Raw genomic sequence first — 15,312 nt, forward strand, 5'->3', positions numbered from 1 at the left:
CGCCATGCCGTCCCAGTCGCTTCGTCTCTCGCTGCGTTTCCTGCTGCCGCTGGCGCTCGTGCTCGTGCTGTTCGCCTACGCGGCCGTGCCCCTCACCGAAAAACTGACAGTGCGCTGGTTCGTGCGCGACCTCGACATCCGGTCGCAACTGCTGGCCAGCGCGCTGGAAGAGCCCTTGCTGGGCTATCTGCCGCAAAAGGCGCGCAGGCAGATCAACCAGCTGTTCGACCGCGCCATCCGCGATGAACGGCTTTATGCGCTGGGGCTGTGCGACGCCGCCGGCAGCCTGCTGTACAAGACGGCAACCTTTCCCGCATCGATTCCCTGCAGCCGTCCGGCCCAGGGCAAGGCCGGCAGTGAAAACAGGGCGATGCTGCGCCTGCCGCAGGGCGCCGTCCATGTATCCGGGAGCGACCTGATGCAGGACGGCGTGCTCGTGGGCAGGCTGCTGCTGGTGCATGACATGAGCTTTATCGAGCGGCGCAGCGCCGATACCCGCAAATACGTCTTCACCATGTTCGCGCTGCTCGCCCTGGTGATTGCGGTGCTGACGGTGGTCATCGCCCAGTTGAGCTGGCGCGGCTGGGTCAATGGCGTGCGCAGCCTCTTGCGCGGCGAGTTGCTGCTGCGCGCGCCCGCCGCTGGCGCGCCGGCGGAAATGCAGCCGCTCATTGGCGACCTGCGCAACCTGCTGCACGAGTACCAGCGCGACCGCCAGCAGGATGGCGGCGCCCAGGTGTCGGCGCCGGACAAGCTGCGCGCCTTGCTGCAGAATGAACTGGCCGGCGACGAGGTGCTGGTGGTGTCCAACCGCGAGCCGTACATCCATGTCGACACGCCTGAAGGCGTCGAGGTGCGGCGGCCGGCGAGCGGCCTGGTGACCGCGGTGGAAGCGGTGATGCGGGCCTGTTCGGGCACCTGGATCGCGCATGGCGCCGGCAGCGCCGACCGCCAGACCGTGGACAAGCACGACCGGGTGCAGGTGCCGCCGGGTGATCCGAGCTACACCCTGCGGCGGGTCTGGCTGAGCAAGGAGGAGGAGCAGGGCTATTACTACGGCTTCGCCAACGAGGGGCTGTGGCCGCTGTGCCATATCGCCCATGTGCGGCCGGTGTTCCGTTTCACCGACTGGGAACAGTATGTGGCCGTGAACCGGCGCTTTGCCGACGCGGTGGTGAAGGAGGCGCGCACCAGCAATCCGGTGGTGCTGGTGCAGGACTATCATTTCGCGCTGCTGCCGCGGCTGGTGAGGGAACGGCTGCCGGAGGCAACCATCATCACTTTCTGGCACATACCCTGGCCCAACGCCGAGTCCTTCGGCATCTGCCCTTGGCGCACCCAGATCCTCGAAGGCATGCTGGGCAGCACCATCCTCGGTTTTCACACGCCGCTGCATCGCAAGAATTTCCTGGACACGGTGGACCGCTACCTGGAAGCCCGGATCGAGAACGAGGCGTCCACGGTGTCTTATGGCGGCAAGCTGACCCAGGTGGAGAATTACCCGATCTCGATTGCCTGGCCGGACCAGCCCGGGCCGGACGGACAGGACGTGGCGCAATGCCGCGCCTCGATACGCCATGCGCTTGGCCTGTCGCCGGGACATCTTCTGGGCATAGGCGTGGACCGGCTGGATTACACCAAGGGCATACCGGAGCGTTTCCAGGCGGTGGAGCGCATGCTTGAACTGCATCCGGAAATGGTGGGGAGGGTTACGCTGGTCCAGATCGCCGCGCCGAGCCGTTCCAGCCTGGACGAGTACCAGAATTTCGAGGCCAGGGTGCGGCAGCTGACGCAGCGCATCAACCAGCGTTTCGGCAGCGGCAGCTACCAGCCCATCATCCTCAAGGCCGAGCATCATGAACAGCACGAGGTCAACCGCTATTACCGCGCCGCCGATGTCTGCATGGTGACCAGCCTGCACGACGGCATGAACCTGGTCGCCAAGGAATACATCGCGGCGCGCGATGATGAACAGGGTGCGCTGATCCTGAGCCAATTCACCGGCGCGGCAATGGAACTGCATGCGGCGCTGATCGTCAATCCCTACCACATCGAACAAAGTGCCGGGGCCCTGCACCAGGCGCTGACGATGCCGGCGGCCGAGCAGAAGGCGCGCATGCGCAGCATGCGCACGCTGGTGCGCGACTTCAATGTCTATCGCTGGGCCGGCCGCATGCTGCTCGATGCCGCCCGCCTGCGCCAGCGCCAGCGGGTCATGTCCAGCATTCACGCCCACGGCGGCCGGTCCGCGCGCATCGACTGATTCAGGGCGGCGCATTCGCCGCCGGCTCCCGCGGGCAGCGGGAAAAACGCAGCATGCTGCCTTGCCGCGCCGGCCGGTTGTTCTGCCGCAGATAGCGGTTCTGCACGTCGTAGGCCTGCTCCTCGCTTTGCAGCACCGCGGTGCAGGAAGTAAAGCCGGCGCTGCCGGTCTGCTTGAACTGCAGCACATGGACCATTTCATGCACGAGGAAGGAAGCGTCCACCGGATCGTCGAAGTCGAGCTTGTCGTCGGCGACGATGCGGTAGCGCTGGGTGTCGAAGGCCGCGATCAGCCCGGCGCAGCGCACCGGCGCGCTGCTGCAGACGGTCTTGTTGAGTTCGGCGCGCGGCAGCAGCACCACCGGCGGCAGTTCGCTGACATGGATGCCAGGCAGCCCGGACAGCTGTATTGCCACGCTGAGAAGCTGGGTCAGGAGTTGCTGGGTGGGATCCATGGCTGTTCCCGGCATGAGGGGAGGGTCCATGCAATGTAGACCAGAAACGCGGTTTTCACACGCACCGCAGCGATGGCATGATGGTCCAGTCAAGCCTGCATGCCGCGGCAGCCGGCCGCCGCAAGGATGGCGCGGACCTTGCATGGTATTTCGCGCCGGCCGTCATGCCGGCATTCCAGGGGGAAAATGCATGAAGGCACTCATCTTCGCTGTCACCACAATGACCGCATCGCTGATCCCTGCGCCGCCGGCCCAGGCTCAATCCGGCGAGCCGACCGAGTCCGACATCCTGGCGCTGGCCGAGCGCGACGTGGCCCGCGCCAACTTGCCCATCGTCGAATACCACCAGCGCCTTGGCAAGGGAGATGTGCCGCCGGACATGCTGGTGAAGCTGCATGCGGCGCGCAAGAAGGGCTGCCAGCCAGCCACCGAAGCGCAGGCATGGGAATGCACGGTGCAGATGGAAATGACCGTGCCCAACGGCGGCTTCCGGTCCAGCACGGTGCTGCTGCGCATCGCCAGGAAGGGCGATGGCTGGGCGGCTAGCCGCTTGCGCTGACCGCGGCCCCAGCCTGTCCCAGCAAGGCTGGCAATTCGTCGAGCGCGTCGATGTAGCCGTTGCAGGGCGCCGCATCCGGCGCGGCGGCATTGCGATAGCCGTAGCGCACCAGGTACACCGGCATGCCGGCCCGGTCCGCCGCGCTGGCGTCGACGCCCGAGTCGCCCACCATCACGCATTGCGCGGGCTGCACGCCGAGACGACTGCAGGCAGCCAGCAACAGCGCCGGGTGAGGCTTGAGCGGCAGCGCAGGCTCGCCGCAGGCTACCGTGTCGAAGCAGGGCGACAGGCCCAGCGCATCGAGCAGCGGCTCGGTGTAGGGGCGCGGCTTGTTGGTCACGCAGGCCAGCGCATAGCCCAGCCCGCGCAGCATGGCCAGGCCTTGCTGCACGCCAGCAAAAACGGTGCTGTGGCGGCCGTTGCAATCGATGTAGTGACGCTCGAAGATGGCAAGGGCGCCGGCTTCATCCGCTGGCCCGACGCCCGGCGCATGGGCCAGCACCTGGCGCACCAGATGGGCCACGCCCCAGCCAATGAAGCTGCGCACCGTCTGCAGCGGCAACGGCGGCGCGCCCAGCTGCGCCAGCATCCGGTTTGCTGCCGCAGCGATATCGGGCACGCTGTCCACCATGGTGCCGTCCAGATCGACCAGCACGGCCCGCGGCCGCTTCGCGGTGGCAACCATCTCAGGCTTCCAGCAGGGCCTGGGCGCTGGCGGCTATGTCGGCCGGCGTCAGCTTGAAATAGCCGTACAACTCGCCGGCCGGCGCCGATTCGCCGAAACGGTCGATGCCCAGCGCCAGGCCGCTGTCGCCCACCACGGAGCGCCAGAGCCAGGTGACGCCGGCCTCGACGCTCAGCCGCGGCACGCCGGGCGGCAGCACGCCATCGCGCCAGTCGGCCGGCTGCGCAAGGAACAGTTCGACGCAGGGCATGGACACCAGGCGCACCCGATGGCCCTTGTCCCGCAGCTGCGCCGCGGCCTCGGCGGCGATCCCGACTTCCGAGCCGGTGGCGATCAGCACCAGTTGCGGCCTGTCGCAGTCCTGCAGCACGTAGCCGCCACGCGCGATGCCGGCGATCTGTGCCTCGTCGCGGGCAAAGGGCTGCAGCGCCTGCCGTGACAGGGCCAGGCAGGTCGGTCCATCATCGCGCCGGATCGCGGCTCGCCAGGCGGCAGCCGTCTCGACGCCGTCGCACGGTCGCCAGACGCGGTTGCCCGGGATCAGGCGCAGCGTGGCCAGATGCTCGACCGGCTGATGGGTCGGGCCGTCCTCGCCCAGGCCGATCGAGTCATGGGTCAGCACATGGATCACCCGCTGCTTCATCAGCGCCGCCATGCGAATCGCATTGCGCGAGTAGTCCGAGAAGGTCAGGAAGGTGCCGCCGTAGGGGATGAATCCGCGGTACAGCGCCATGCCGTTCATCATCGCCGCCATGCCGAATTCCCGCACGCCATAGCTCAGGTAATTGCCCGCGCCGTGATCGTTGACCCTGACCGACGCCGGCACATTGGTCAGGTTGGAGCCGGTCAGGTCGGCCGAGCCGCCGAACAGTTCCGGCAGCAGCGGGCTGATGGCTTCCAGCACCAGCTGGGAAGCCTTGCGGGTTGCAAGCTTCTTTCCCAGTTCGGCGTTGTTGGCCAGCAGCGCATCGAAGCAATCGTCGATGCCTTCAGGCAGTTCGCCACGGAGGCGCCGCAGCAGTTCGGCCGCCAGCGCGCCATGCTGCGCCTGGTAAGCCGCGAACCGTTCATTCCACTGCGCTTCCAGCGCGGCGCCGCGGGCGCGGCCATCCCAGGCGTCGGCCAGTTCCTGCGGAATGGCGAAGGGCGGATGCGGCCAGCCGCCAAAATCGCGCATTGCCCGGATTTCCTGCGGCCCGAGCGGCGCGCCATGCACATCGTGGCCGCCGGCCTTGCCCGGCGCGCCGTGGCCTATCGTGGTCTTGCAGCAGATCAGCGTTGGCGCGTCCCGCTGCGCCCTGGCCGCATGCAGCGCGGCATCGATGGCCGCGGCATCATGGCCGTCGACATCCGCGATCACATGCCAGCCATAGGCGCGAAACCGCTGCGGCGTGTCGTCGGTGAACCAGCCGGCCACGTCGCCGTCGATGGAAATGCCGTTGTCGTCATACAGCGCGATCAGCTTGTGCAGCTTCAGCGTGCCGGCCAGCGAGCAGGCTTCATGGCTGATGCCTTCCATCAGGCAGCCGTCGCCCAGGAACACATAGGTATGGTTGTCGATCAGCTCGAAGCCCGGCCGGTTGAACTGCGCGGCCAGCATTTTTTCCGCCAGCGCCATGCCGACCGCATTGGCCAGGCCCTGGCCGAGCGGCCCGGTGGTGGTCTCCACGCCGGGCGTGACGCCGTGCTCCGGATGGCCGGGCGTTCTTGAATGCATCTGGCGGAAGCGCCTGATCTCCTGCATCGGCAGGTCATAGCCGGACAGGTGCAGCAGCGCATACAGCAGCATCGATGCATGGCCGTTGGAGAGCAAGAAGCGATCGCGTCCCGGCCAATGCGGATTGGCCGGGTTGTGCCGCAGGTGGCGGCGCCACAGCACTTCGGCGATGTCGGCCATGCCCAGTGGCGCGCCGGGATGGCCCGAGGCTGCCTGTTCAACCGCGTCGGCGGCCAGGAAGCGGATGGCGTCGGCCGCGTTGGCGGCCACTTTGTCGGGTGCGTTCATTGCGGTCTCCTAGAGCTGGCTCATCGCGCGCTTCTTGCGTTCCATCATGCGCCAGATGAAGGGGGTGAAGATCAGCTGCATCGCCAGTTCCATCTTCCCGCCCGGCACCACGATGGTGTTGGCCCGCGACATGAAGGAATCCCTGACCATGTTGAGCAGGTACTGGAAATCGATGCCCTTGGGATTGGCGAATCGGATCACCACGAAGCTCTCGTCCGGCGCCGGGATGTCGCGCGCAATGAATGGGTTGGAGGTGTCCACGCACGGCACCCGCTGGAAGTTCACATGGGTATGCGTGAATTGCGGGCAGATGTAATTCACATAGTCCGGCATGCGGCGCAGGATGGTGTCGGTTACCGCTTCGGTCGAGTAGCCGCGCTTGGACTTGTCGCGCCACAGCTTCTGTATCCATTCGAGGTTGATCACCGGCACCACGCCGATCAGCAGGTCCGGATGCCTGGCGATGTCGATATCCCCATGCACCACCGCGCCGTGCAGGCCTTCATAGAACAGCAGGTCGGTGCCGCGCTCGATGTCTTCCCAGGGCGTGAAGGTGCCGGGCTTCTGCTCGTAGGGCGCAGCCTCCCCGGCGTCATGCAGGTATTTGCGGCGGCGGCCGGTGCCGCTTTCACCGTAGCTGCGGAACAGGCCCTCGAGTTCGGCGAACAGGTTGGTGTCCGGTCCGAAATGGCTGAAGTTGCGGTCGCCGCTTCTTTCCGCCTCGATCTGCCTTTCCTTCATCTCCTCGCGGTTGTAGCGGTGGAAGCTGTCGCCCTCGATGATGGCGGCGCTGAGGTTCTCGCGCCGGAAGATGTTCTCGAAGGTGCGGGTCACCGAAGTGGTGCCGGCGCCGGAGGAGCCGGTGATGGCAATGATGGGATAGCGTTCTGACATGATGCCTCCGGGTGGTCTCAGGCGGGGGTGCGGAACAGGCTGCGCTCGCAGAACAGCGGCTCGGGCAGCTCCATTGGCGGCGGCGCGTTGTGATAGCGCTCGATCAGCTCGACCTCGTGGCGCGAGCCGAAGATCAGGCCGACCCGCTGGTGCAGCGAGGAGGGCGCCACATCCATCACCGGCTGGCGGCCGGTGCTGGCGCGGCCGCCAGCCTGCTCGATCACGAAGCCGATCGGATTGGCTTCATACAGCAGCCGCAGCCGGCCGGGCATGCGGCTGTCCTTGCTGTCGCGCGGATAGAGGAAGACGCCGCCGCGCATCAGGATGCGGTGCGCCTCGGCCACCATGGAGGCGATCCAGCGCATGTTGAAGTCGCGGCCGCGGCTGCCGGTCCGTCCGGCCATGCATTCATTCACATAGCGCTTCACCGGCTCTTCCCAGAAACGGCTGTTGGAGGCGTTGATCGCGAATTCGCTGGTGTCGGCCGGCACGCACAGGCGCGGATGGGTCAGCATGAACTCGCCCAGCTGCGGGCAGAGCGTGAAGCCGTTCACGCCATTGCCCACGGTCAGCACCAGCATCGTGGTCGGGCCGTAGATCGCATAGCCGGCCGCCACCTGCCGGGCGCCGGGCTGGAGGAAGTCGCGCTCTGTCACGGGCTGTTCCGTTTCCGGCGCACGCAGCACCGAAAATATGCTCCCGACCGATACATTCACGTCAATGTTCGACGAGCCGTCCAGCGGGTCGAACAGCAGCAGATAGCGGCCCTTCGGGTAGCAGTCCGGAATCTGGTAGGGCTCGTCCATTTCCTCGGATGCCATGCCGGCCAGGTAGCCGCCCCAGTTGTTGCCTTCGATGAACAGGGCGTTGCTGATCAGGTCCAGCTTCTGCTGGGACTCGCCCTGCACATTGACCGCGCCGGCGCCGCCGAGCACGCCGCCCAGCGCGCCGGCGGCGACCTTGCGGGCGATGCGCTTGCAGCACAGCGCGACATTGAGCAGCAGGCTGTTGAAGTCGCCGCTGGCGCCGGGAAAGCGGCGCCGTTCCTCGATCAGGAACTGGGTCAGGGTGATGCGCATGTCCGGGTTCATCGTCTGTCTCCTGTTGTCGTTTTCTGTCGGGCAAGCGCCTGCCGCCATAACCGCCATCCTCGTCCGGCGCGGCAGCCGTATTCACGAACCATGCCCAGTGTCCGGCCCACATGCCGGCTGGCTTCCGGATGGAAGGTGATGACGTCGGCCCCGGCCGCCTCGATGGCCCGCACTTCCTTGCCCGGACGGGCGAAGTCGGCCGGCAGGGTGGAGGACGCAATGCGCATCGCGGCGCCCATCTCAGCTGGCCTCGAACAGGGTGCCTTCATGCCAGCGCGTCAGCGCCGCCAGGTCGACCCAGCGATGCTCGGCGCCGGGGATGCGCCGTTCCAGCGGATGCGCCGGATCGCCGAGATGCGGCAGCACCAGCAGCGCGTCGCTGAAGGAATGCAGCACGGTGCAGGCGGTGGGCGTGATGATGGCCGGGATGCCGGCTGCGCTGGCGGCGGCGAGGCCGTTCGCGGAATCCTCGAAGGCAATGCAGGCATAGCCCGGCAGGCGCAGCGCATGCAGCGCGGCGAGATACACGTCCGGCGCGGGTTTTTTGCGCTGCGTGGTGCCGGCATCGCAAACCGCGGCAAACAGACGGCGCCAGTTGCGGCCCAGCGGCTCGCGCAGCAGCGCGTCCACATTGGACGGCGTGGTGGTGGTGGCGATCGCCATCGGCAGGCCGGCCTCGGCCGCCTCGGTGATCAGGCGCTCGATGCCGGGACGCAGCGGCAGCCTCCCGCCGCTGACCTGCGCTTCATAGATCCGGGTCTTGATGGCGTGGATGCGGTTGATCGTCTCGCCGCTTTTCGCGGCGTGCAGCGGGTCCACGCTGCGCCAGTAATGCGCGATGCGCTCCTTGCCGCCGGCCACGTCGAGCAGCCTGGTGTACAGCGTTTCCGACCAGTTCCAGTCCAGGCCGGCCTCGGCAAACGCGGCATTGAAGGCGGCGCGGTGCGCGCTTTCGGTGTCGGCGAGCGTGCCGTCCACGTCGAAGATCAGGGCTTGCAGCATGATGGCTCCTGTGCGCTTTGCGGCGACTCGGGGTTGTCTGCAAACACCCGGCTGGCCAGCAGGTCGGGCGCGGTGATGGTGACGAGCGCCTCGTCGTCGACGTCGCCGCCTGCGGCCAGCAGGCGCGATGCATGGCGCAGCCTGGCGCGGTCCAGCGCATTGCGCACGCTGCGGGCGTTGGCGAAATGCGGCATCGTCATGCGCCGCTCTAGGTACTGGCGGAACACTTCCCCGGCCCGGTCGTCGAAGCGGTACTGCATGTCCTTCAACATCAGCTGCGCGATGCGCTCCAGTTCGCCGGCGCCGTAGTCCGGGAAGTCGATGTGGTGGGCAATGCGCGAGGACATGCCGGGGTTGGACTCGAAGAAACGGTCCATCCTGTCCTTGTAGCCGGCCAGGATCACCACCAGGTCGTCGCGCTGGTTCTCCATGATCTGCAGCAGGATCTCGATCGCTTCCTGGCCATAGTCGCGCTCGTTTTCCGGCCGGTACAGGTAATACGCCTCGTCGATGAACAGCACGCCGCCCATGGCCTTCTTCAGCACCTCGCGGGTCTTGGGCGCGGTGTGGCCGATGTACTGTCCCACCAGGTCGTCGCGGGTGACCGCCACCAGGTGGCCGCGCCGCACATAGCCGAGCCGGTGCAGGATCTGCGCCATGCGCATGGCCACCGTGGTCTTGCCGGTGCCGGGATTGCCGGTGAAGCACATGTGCAGGCTGGGCGGCGAAGCCGACAGGCCGCGGTCCTGGCGCAGCCGGTCCACCAGCAGCAGCGCGGCGATATCGCGGATGCGCGACTTCACCGGCGCCAGTCCCACCAGCTCGCGTTCCAGCTGGGCCAGCAGGTCGGCGATGCCGGAAGCGGCCAGCGCCGATTTCAGGGAGCCGGCGCCGGCGACATGCGCCTGTGCCGGCTTGTGATGCTCCAGGGGCGTGTCGATCACGGTCATGATGCCTCCCGGCCTATTGATAGCGCATGCCTTCCGGCTGCGACTGGGTGGCATAGCTCTCGATGCTGTAGCGCATCGAGCGACCATTGATCTCCTGCCGCACCAGCCGGAAGCCGGGCTCCTGCGGCGGCCGCTGGACGATAAAGGACAGCACCACGCTTTCCACCGTATGGGTGGAGTCGAAGGCGGTGACGCGGATGTAATGAGCGGGATAGGTCTTGCGGCAGCTGTTCAACTCCAGCATGATGCCGGCCGCGTCCCGCAGGTCGAACATCGGGTTGCCGAACATTTCCCAATAGACGTTGCGCGGATGCGGGTCGTCGGTGTACTCGATGCCGACCGCCCAGCCCTTGTCCAGGCAATAGTCGAGCTGCTTGATGATCTGCTCGTCGGATAGATCGGGCAGGAAGGAGAAGGTGCCTTGAGTGATGCGCATGATGTCCTCTTTCGTTGGGTTGCTGGCGCTGTGCAGTGCGTGGTTCAGGCCACCGATGCGGTGGGCACGAAGTCCGAACTGTCGGTCGGCGTGTAGTTGAAGGTGATGTCGCCCCAGGTGTCGAGCGCCGCCTTCAGCGGGCTGCACCACCTGGCGGCCTCGCGCAGGATGTCCGGCCCTTCGTTGCGGATGTCGCGGCCTTCATTGCGCGCCAGCACCATCGCTTCCAGCGCCACCCGGTTGGCGGTGGCGCCAGCCTGTATGCCCTGCGGATGGCCGATGGTGCCGCCGCCGAACTGCAGCACCACGTCGTCGCCGAACAGGTCCAGCAGCTGGTGCATCTGGCCGGCATGGATGCCGCCCGAGGCCACCGGCATCACCTTGCGCAATGCGGCCCAGTCCTGGTCGAAGTAGATGCCGCGCGGCAGGTCCACCGTGGTCTTCGCATCGCGGCAGACGTTGTAGTAGCCCTGCACCGTCATCGGGTCGCCCTCCAGCTTGCCGACCGCGGTGCCGGCATGGATATGGTCGACCCCCGCCAGCCGCATCCATTTCGCGATCACCCGGAACGACACGCCATGGTTCTTCTGCCGGGTGTAGGTGCCATGGCCGGCGCGGTGCAGGTGCAGGATCATGTCGTTCTGGCGGCACCAGTGGGACATCGACTGGATCGCGGTATAGCCGACCACCAGGTCGATCATCACGATCACCGATCCCAGGTCCCTGGCGAACTCGGCGCGCCGGTACATCTCTTCCATGGTGCCGGCGGTGATGTTGAGATAGCTGCCCTTGATCTCGCCGGTGGCGGCCGACGCCCGGTTGACGCCGTCCATCACGCACAGGAAGCGGTCGCGCCAGTGCATGAAGGGCTGGGAGTTGATGTTCTCGTCATCCTTCATGAAGTCCAGGCCGCCCTTCAGGCCTTCATACACCACACGGCCATAGTTGCGGGCAGACAGCCCGAGCTTGGGCTTGGTGGTGGCGCCCAGCAGCGGCCGGCCGAACTTGTCCAGCCGCTCGCGCTCGACCACGATGCCGGTCGGCGGCCCGGCGAAGGTCTTCACATACGCGACCGGGAACTGCATGTCTTCCAGCCGCGCCGCCTTCAGCGGCTTGAAGCTGAACACATTGCCGATGATGGAGGCGGCCACGTTGGTGATCGAGCCTTCCTCGAACAGCGACAGGTCGTAGGCGACATAGCAGAAATACTGGCCGGGGTTGTTCGGCACCGGGTCTATGCGGTAGGCCTTTGCGCGGTACATGTCGCAGGCTGTCAGCCGGTCGGTCCAGACCACGGTCCAGGTGGCGGTGGAGGATTCGCCGGCGACCGCGGCGGCGGCCTCGATCGGGTCCACGCCATCCTGCGGCGTGATGCGAAACAGCGCCAGCACGTCGGTCTCCTTCGGCTGGTAGTCGCTGTCCCAGTAACCCATCTGGGCATATTTCAGCACGCCCGCCGAGTAGCGCTTCTTCTGGTCCGTAATTTGCTGCATTTCACTTGCACCCATTGCCATCTCCTGTACGCGGCTTGCGCCTTTTGTGAATGTATCGGGGTCGGGGCCGAGGCTTGCGGCGGCACAACCATCATGCCGATTGGTGCGCAGCTCCGTTGAAGCCAATGTACAAGGGGCATTCGATAAGGTCTAATCAGCAATGATGGGCAAAGCATCAGGAAAAACTGATACATCATGCGCCGCTATACCCTGAGACAACTCGACACCTTCATGGAAGTCGCCCGCAGCGAATCGGTCTCGCGCGCTGCCGACCGCCTGCATGTGACGCAGCCGGCGGTATCGATGCAGTTGCGCCAGCTTGAGGAAAGCCTGGGCCTGCCCTTGCTGGAAGTCATCGGCCGCCGGGTGCGGCTGACCGATGCCGGGCGCGAGGTGGAGCGCTGCGCGGCTGCCGCCCTGGCGCGCCTGAAGGAGCTGGACGATCTGGTGGCCGCCCAGCGCGGCTTAAAGCATGGCAAGGTCGATCTTGCGGTGGTCAGCACCACCAAGTACTTCATGCCGATGCTGCTGATGCGGTTTCGCAAGCAGTTTCCCGACATCGCGATCACGCTGCAGATTCATAACCGGGAAAGCATGATGAAGCTGCTGGCGCGCAATGAAATCGACCTGGTGATCATGGGACGGGCGCCGCAGGGGCTGGACTGCTGCTCCACCGAGTTCGCCACGAATCCGATGGGCGTGGTGTGCGCGCCCGACCATCCGCTGTCGCGCCGGCGCGGCGCATCAATGTCGGCGCTTGACGGCCAGGACTTCGTGGTTCGGGAGCAGGGGTCGGGCACCCGCAGCACGATGGAAGCGGTTTTTGCCGAGCATGGCGTCACGCCGCGGGTGGTGATGGAGATGCCCAGCAATGAGACCATCAAGCAGGCGGTGATGGCCGGCATGGGCATGGCATTCCTGTCGCTGCGCACGGTGCGTCATGAGCTGGCATCGGGTCACCTGGTTTTGCTCGACATCGCCGGGCTGCCGGTGATAAGGCAGTGGTATGTGACCCACCTTGGCGCACGGCGGCTGTCGCCTGCGGCCGAGGCGCTGAAGAATTTTCTGATGGAGGAGGCGGCGGCGCTGGTGAAGGTCTGGGCATGACATCGGGGGAGCCTTACTTGGCGAATCGGCGGCCTCGCGGAAGGCCGATTTCGCAAGGAGCAATATGCCGCGAGAGCATTCCAGCCGGCTCCCGATAAAGAATATTGTGCAAGTACCAGTTTTTGCCGTCCAGGATTGAACGGCAACTTCACAAGCAGCGGCAGGAGCAAACGGCAATGGCAGCGCCAACCGCCGCCGCCGGTCAGGCTGACCCCGCCCTACCGGCTGTCCGCCTCCCCGCACGGCTTTTTCCCGTCCGACAGATCGATGTTAAGCCGCTCCAGCTTGCGGTACAGCGTATTGCGCCCCACGCCCAGTTCCCTTGCCACGGTGCTGATGTTCCAGCGTGCCCGCTTCAGCACCTGCAGCAGGGCTTCGCGTTCGGCCGACTTGAGGGGATTGAGCTGGCATTCCTGCTGCATCGCCTCCTGCGGTGGCGCCGGCTGCGCCTGGCGGGCGCGCAGGATGTCCGGCGGCAGGTCGGCCAGGGTCAGCAGGTCGGCACGGCGCAGTGCCACCATGGTGCGCAGCACATTGCGCAGCTGACGCACGTTGCCGGGCCAGCGGTATTGGTCCAGCGCATCCATCAGTTCCGGCGTCATCGACAGTTCGCCGCAATCGGTCTGCTCGCTGCGCAGCAGATGCCCGATCAGCTCGCGACGGTCGCCGCGTTCCCGCAGCGGCGGCATGGTCAGCGTCAGGCCCTGCAGCCGGTAGTAAAGGTCTTCCCGGAATTCACGGCGCTCTATCTTTTCAAGCAGGTCGCAATGGGTGGCGCTGATGAGGCGGATGTCGATGCGCACCGGCATCTCGCTGCCCAGCGGCGCGACCTCGCGTTCTTCCAGCACCCGCAGCAGGCGCGCCTGCAAGGCGAATGGCATGTCGCCGATCTCGTCGAGGAACAGCGTGCCGCCGTTGGCCTGGAAGATCTTGCCGCGCTGGCCTTCCTTGCTGGCGCCGGTGAAGGCGCCCGACTTGTAGCCGAACAGTTCGCTCTCGATCAGCGACTCCGGTATCGATGCGCAGTTGATCGCCACGAAAGGCTGGCTGGCGCGCTGGCTGGACTGGTGCAGCGCCTTGGCGAACATCTCCTTGCCGGTGCCGGTTTCGCCGTACAGCAGGATCGGCACGTCGCGTTCCAGCACCCGGCTGGCGGCGTCGATGTTGCGGCTCATGGTCGGCTCGGGACCATAGCGCAGGCGCTCCAGCGGGGTGCGGCAGCCATGCTCGTCGGCGTCGCAGCCGGTGGCCGGCAGCCCGGAGCAAGGCATCACGCAATTCTTCGCCGTTGCTACGCCATAGGCATAGAAGCGCCGGCCGAAGCGGGCGTCGAATATGGGCGCCACCGGCCTGGCCAGCTTGCTGGTCTCGCGGCTGAGTGAGTCGAACGATACATTGAAGAACTCTTCCAGCGGATGGTGCAGCAGTTCGCAGGACTTGACCCCCAGCTGAAGCAGCGCATGCCGCGTGGCGGCCACGATACGGTCATCTTCGTCCAGCGCAAGAATGCCGGCGTTGACGGTGCCGACGAATTCCGGGCGGCTATGGAAGTGCATGAAGCGCTGGCCCTCGAAGGACTTCATGAAGATGCGGTTCTCGATGGTATGCACCGACATGTTGACCAGGTCCAGCACGTGCTTGGGCGCAAGGTGGGTTTCGCCCGAGGCATCCAGCACCGCCAGCACCTCGCCGGTGGTATCGAAGACGGGCGCGGCGGCGCAGGTCAGGCCGGTGTTGCGGAACAGGAAGTGATCATATTGCTGAACCATGGTCGGCCGCTTTTCCAGCAGGGCAGTGCCCATGCCGTTGGTGCCCTGGTAGCGTTCCGACCAGACCGCGCCGGGCATCATGCCGGTCTTTGATGCGGCATGGGTGAAGCCGAGGTCGCCAAAGTAGTTCATCAGCACGCCGTCGGCGTCGGTCAGCATGATGGCATAGCCCGAGCCGGCGATCTGCTGGAACAGGTTGGTCATTTCCGCCTTGGCCGCGCTCAGCACATGGGACAAGCGGTGCTGTCTTTCCTGCAGCTCGGCCTTTTCCACGATGTAGGGTTCGATCATGATGGCTGGATCGAGCTGGTAGTCCCGCATGCAGCGCATCCAGGAATCGGTGATGTGATTGGGCACTGCGACGGGCGCGCTCGAAATGCGTTCAACGGCCGACTGGATGCGGCTGCGATGATGCTCTTGCGTCAACATGTCTCGTCTCCATGAGCTGTCCTTGTGGACGCCCTGTTTTTTTGCCTCCCTGGTCGCGTCCGTGCTCTGATGGCTCGGTTTTTGCTGATGGTGCCGACAAGGCCCCTGCAACGGCGCTTGATACGGGCTGTAAGGCTGTGCTGAGCTTAGATGAACTGGCGTCTTTGTGCAAACA

The 15,312-nt window shown here is 65.9% G+C and carries 13 protein-coding genes and 1 pseudogene; 3 read left to right on the top strand and 11 right to left on the bottom strand.

Features of this window, described 5'->3' with window-relative positions:
* Window positions 1–4 precede the first annotated feature (4 nt).
* Complete coding sequence (locus tag IGW04_RS05330) at window positions 5–2,263, top strand: alpha,alpha-trehalose-phosphate synthase (UDP-forming) (RefSeq protein ID WP_194711991.1); 2,259 nt, start codon at window positions 5–7, stop codon at window positions 2,261–2,263.
* Between the two features lies 1 nt (window position 2,264).
* Here the strand turns inward: IGW04_RS05330 and IGW04_RS05335 are convergent, their stop codons facing one another.
* Window positions 2,265–2,717 carry a hypothetical protein gene (locus tag IGW04_RS05335; RefSeq protein ID WP_194711992.1) on the bottom strand — a complete coding sequence of 151 codons (453 nt, stop codon included), beginning with the start codon at window positions 2,715–2,717 and terminating at the stop codon, window positions 2,265–2,267.
* Between the two features lie 190 nt (window positions 2,718–2,907).
* Here IGW04_RS05335 and IGW04_RS05340 point away from each other — a divergent pair, with 190 nt between their 5' ends.
* A complete protein-coding gene (locus IGW04_RS05340; protein WP_194711993.1) occupies window positions 2,908–3,276 on the top strand; it encodes a hypothetical protein in 369 nt (122 codons plus the stop codon).
* On the opposite strand, the gene gph is transcribed toward IGW04_RS05340, so the two are convergent.
* The 9 genes and pseudogenes from gph to IGW04_RS05385 form a co-directional block, all read right to left on the bottom strand.
* Window positions 3,260–3,961, bottom strand: coding sequence for a phosphoglycolate phosphatase (gph, locus tag IGW04_RS05345; RefSeq protein ID WP_194711994.1), 702 nt, complete (start codon window positions 3,959–3,961; stop codon window positions 3,260–3,262). The two genes, IGW04_RS05340 and gph, sit on opposite strands and share 17 nt — an antisense overlap.
* Window position 3,962: 1 nt before the next feature.
* Window positions 3,963–5,966, bottom strand: coding sequence for a transketolase (gene tkt, locus IGW04_RS05350; protein WP_194711995.1), 2,004 nt, complete (start codon window positions 5,964–5,966; stop codon window positions 3,963–3,965).
* Between the two features lie 9 nt (window positions 5,967–5,975).
* Window positions 5,976–6,860 (bottom strand): phosphoribulokinase, encoded by an 885-nt coding sequence (locus tag IGW04_RS05355; RefSeq protein ID WP_194711996.1) that lies wholly within the window; start codon window positions 6,858–6,860, stop codon window positions 5,976–5,978.
* Window positions 6,861–6,877: 17 nt separating this feature from the next.
* Window positions 6,878–7,951, bottom strand: a complete 1,074-nt coding sequence (locus IGW04_RS05360) for a class 1 fructose-bisphosphatase (RefSeq protein ID WP_194711997.1) — start codon at window positions 7,949–7,951, stop codon at window positions 6,878–6,880.
* A gap of 62 nt (window positions 7,952–8,013) precedes the next feature.
* Window positions 8,014–8,220: pseudogene (locus IGW04_RS05365) on the bottom strand (hypothetical protein); the annotation flags it as partial.
* Complete coding sequence (locus tag IGW04_RS05370; protein WP_194712045.1) at window positions 8,192–8,950, bottom strand: HAD-IA family hydrolase; 759 nt, start codon at window positions 8,948–8,950, stop codon at window positions 8,192–8,194. The pseudogene IGW04_RS05365 and the gene IGW04_RS05370, both read right to left, overlap by 29 nt.
* Window positions 8,938–9,903 carry a CbbX protein gene (cbbX, locus tag IGW04_RS05375; protein WP_194711999.1) on the bottom strand — a complete coding sequence of 322 codons (966 nt, stop codon included), beginning with the start codon at window positions 9,901–9,903 and terminating at the stop codon, window positions 8,938–8,940. The genes IGW04_RS05370 and cbbX overlap by 13 nt, the downstream gene beginning before the upstream one ends.
* A 13-nt stretch (window positions 9,904–9,916) precedes the next feature.
* Window positions 9,917–10,339 (bottom strand): ribulose bisphosphate carboxylase small subunit, encoded by a 423-nt coding sequence (locus IGW04_RS05380; RefSeq protein ID WP_194712000.1) that lies wholly within the window; start codon window positions 10,337–10,339, stop codon window positions 9,917–9,919.
* 44 nt (window positions 10,340–10,383) lie between these two features.
* A complete protein-coding gene (locus IGW04_RS05385) occupies window positions 10,384–11,847 on the bottom strand; it encodes a form I ribulose bisphosphate carboxylase large subunit (protein WP_194712001.1) in 1,464 nt (487 codons plus the stop codon).
* Between the two features lie 180 nt (window positions 11,848–12,027).
* Here IGW04_RS05385 and IGW04_RS05390 point away from each other — a divergent pair, with 180 nt between their 5' ends.
* Window positions 12,028–12,939, top strand: a complete 912-nt coding sequence (locus IGW04_RS05390; RefSeq protein WP_194712002.1) for a LysR family transcriptional regulator — start codon at window positions 12,028–12,030, stop codon at window positions 12,937–12,939.
* A 218-nt stretch (window positions 12,940–13,157) separates the two neighbouring features.
* On the opposite strand, the gene IGW04_RS05395 is transcribed toward IGW04_RS05390, so the two are convergent.
* The gene (locus tag IGW04_RS05395) at window positions 13,158–15,137 is read right to left on the bottom strand and encodes a sigma-54-dependent Fis family transcriptional regulator (RefSeq protein WP_194712003.1); all 1,980 of its coding nucleotides are present in this window, start codon (window positions 15,135–15,137) and stop codon (window positions 13,158–13,160) included.
* Window positions 15,138–15,312 lie beyond the last annotated feature (175 nt).

This window comes from Noviherbaspirillum soli (assembly GCF_015352955.1).
Taxonomy (GTDB): domain Bacteria; phylum Pseudomonadota; class Gammaproteobacteria; order Burkholderiales; family Burkholderiaceae_D; genus Noviherbaspirillum_A; species Noviherbaspirillum_A soli.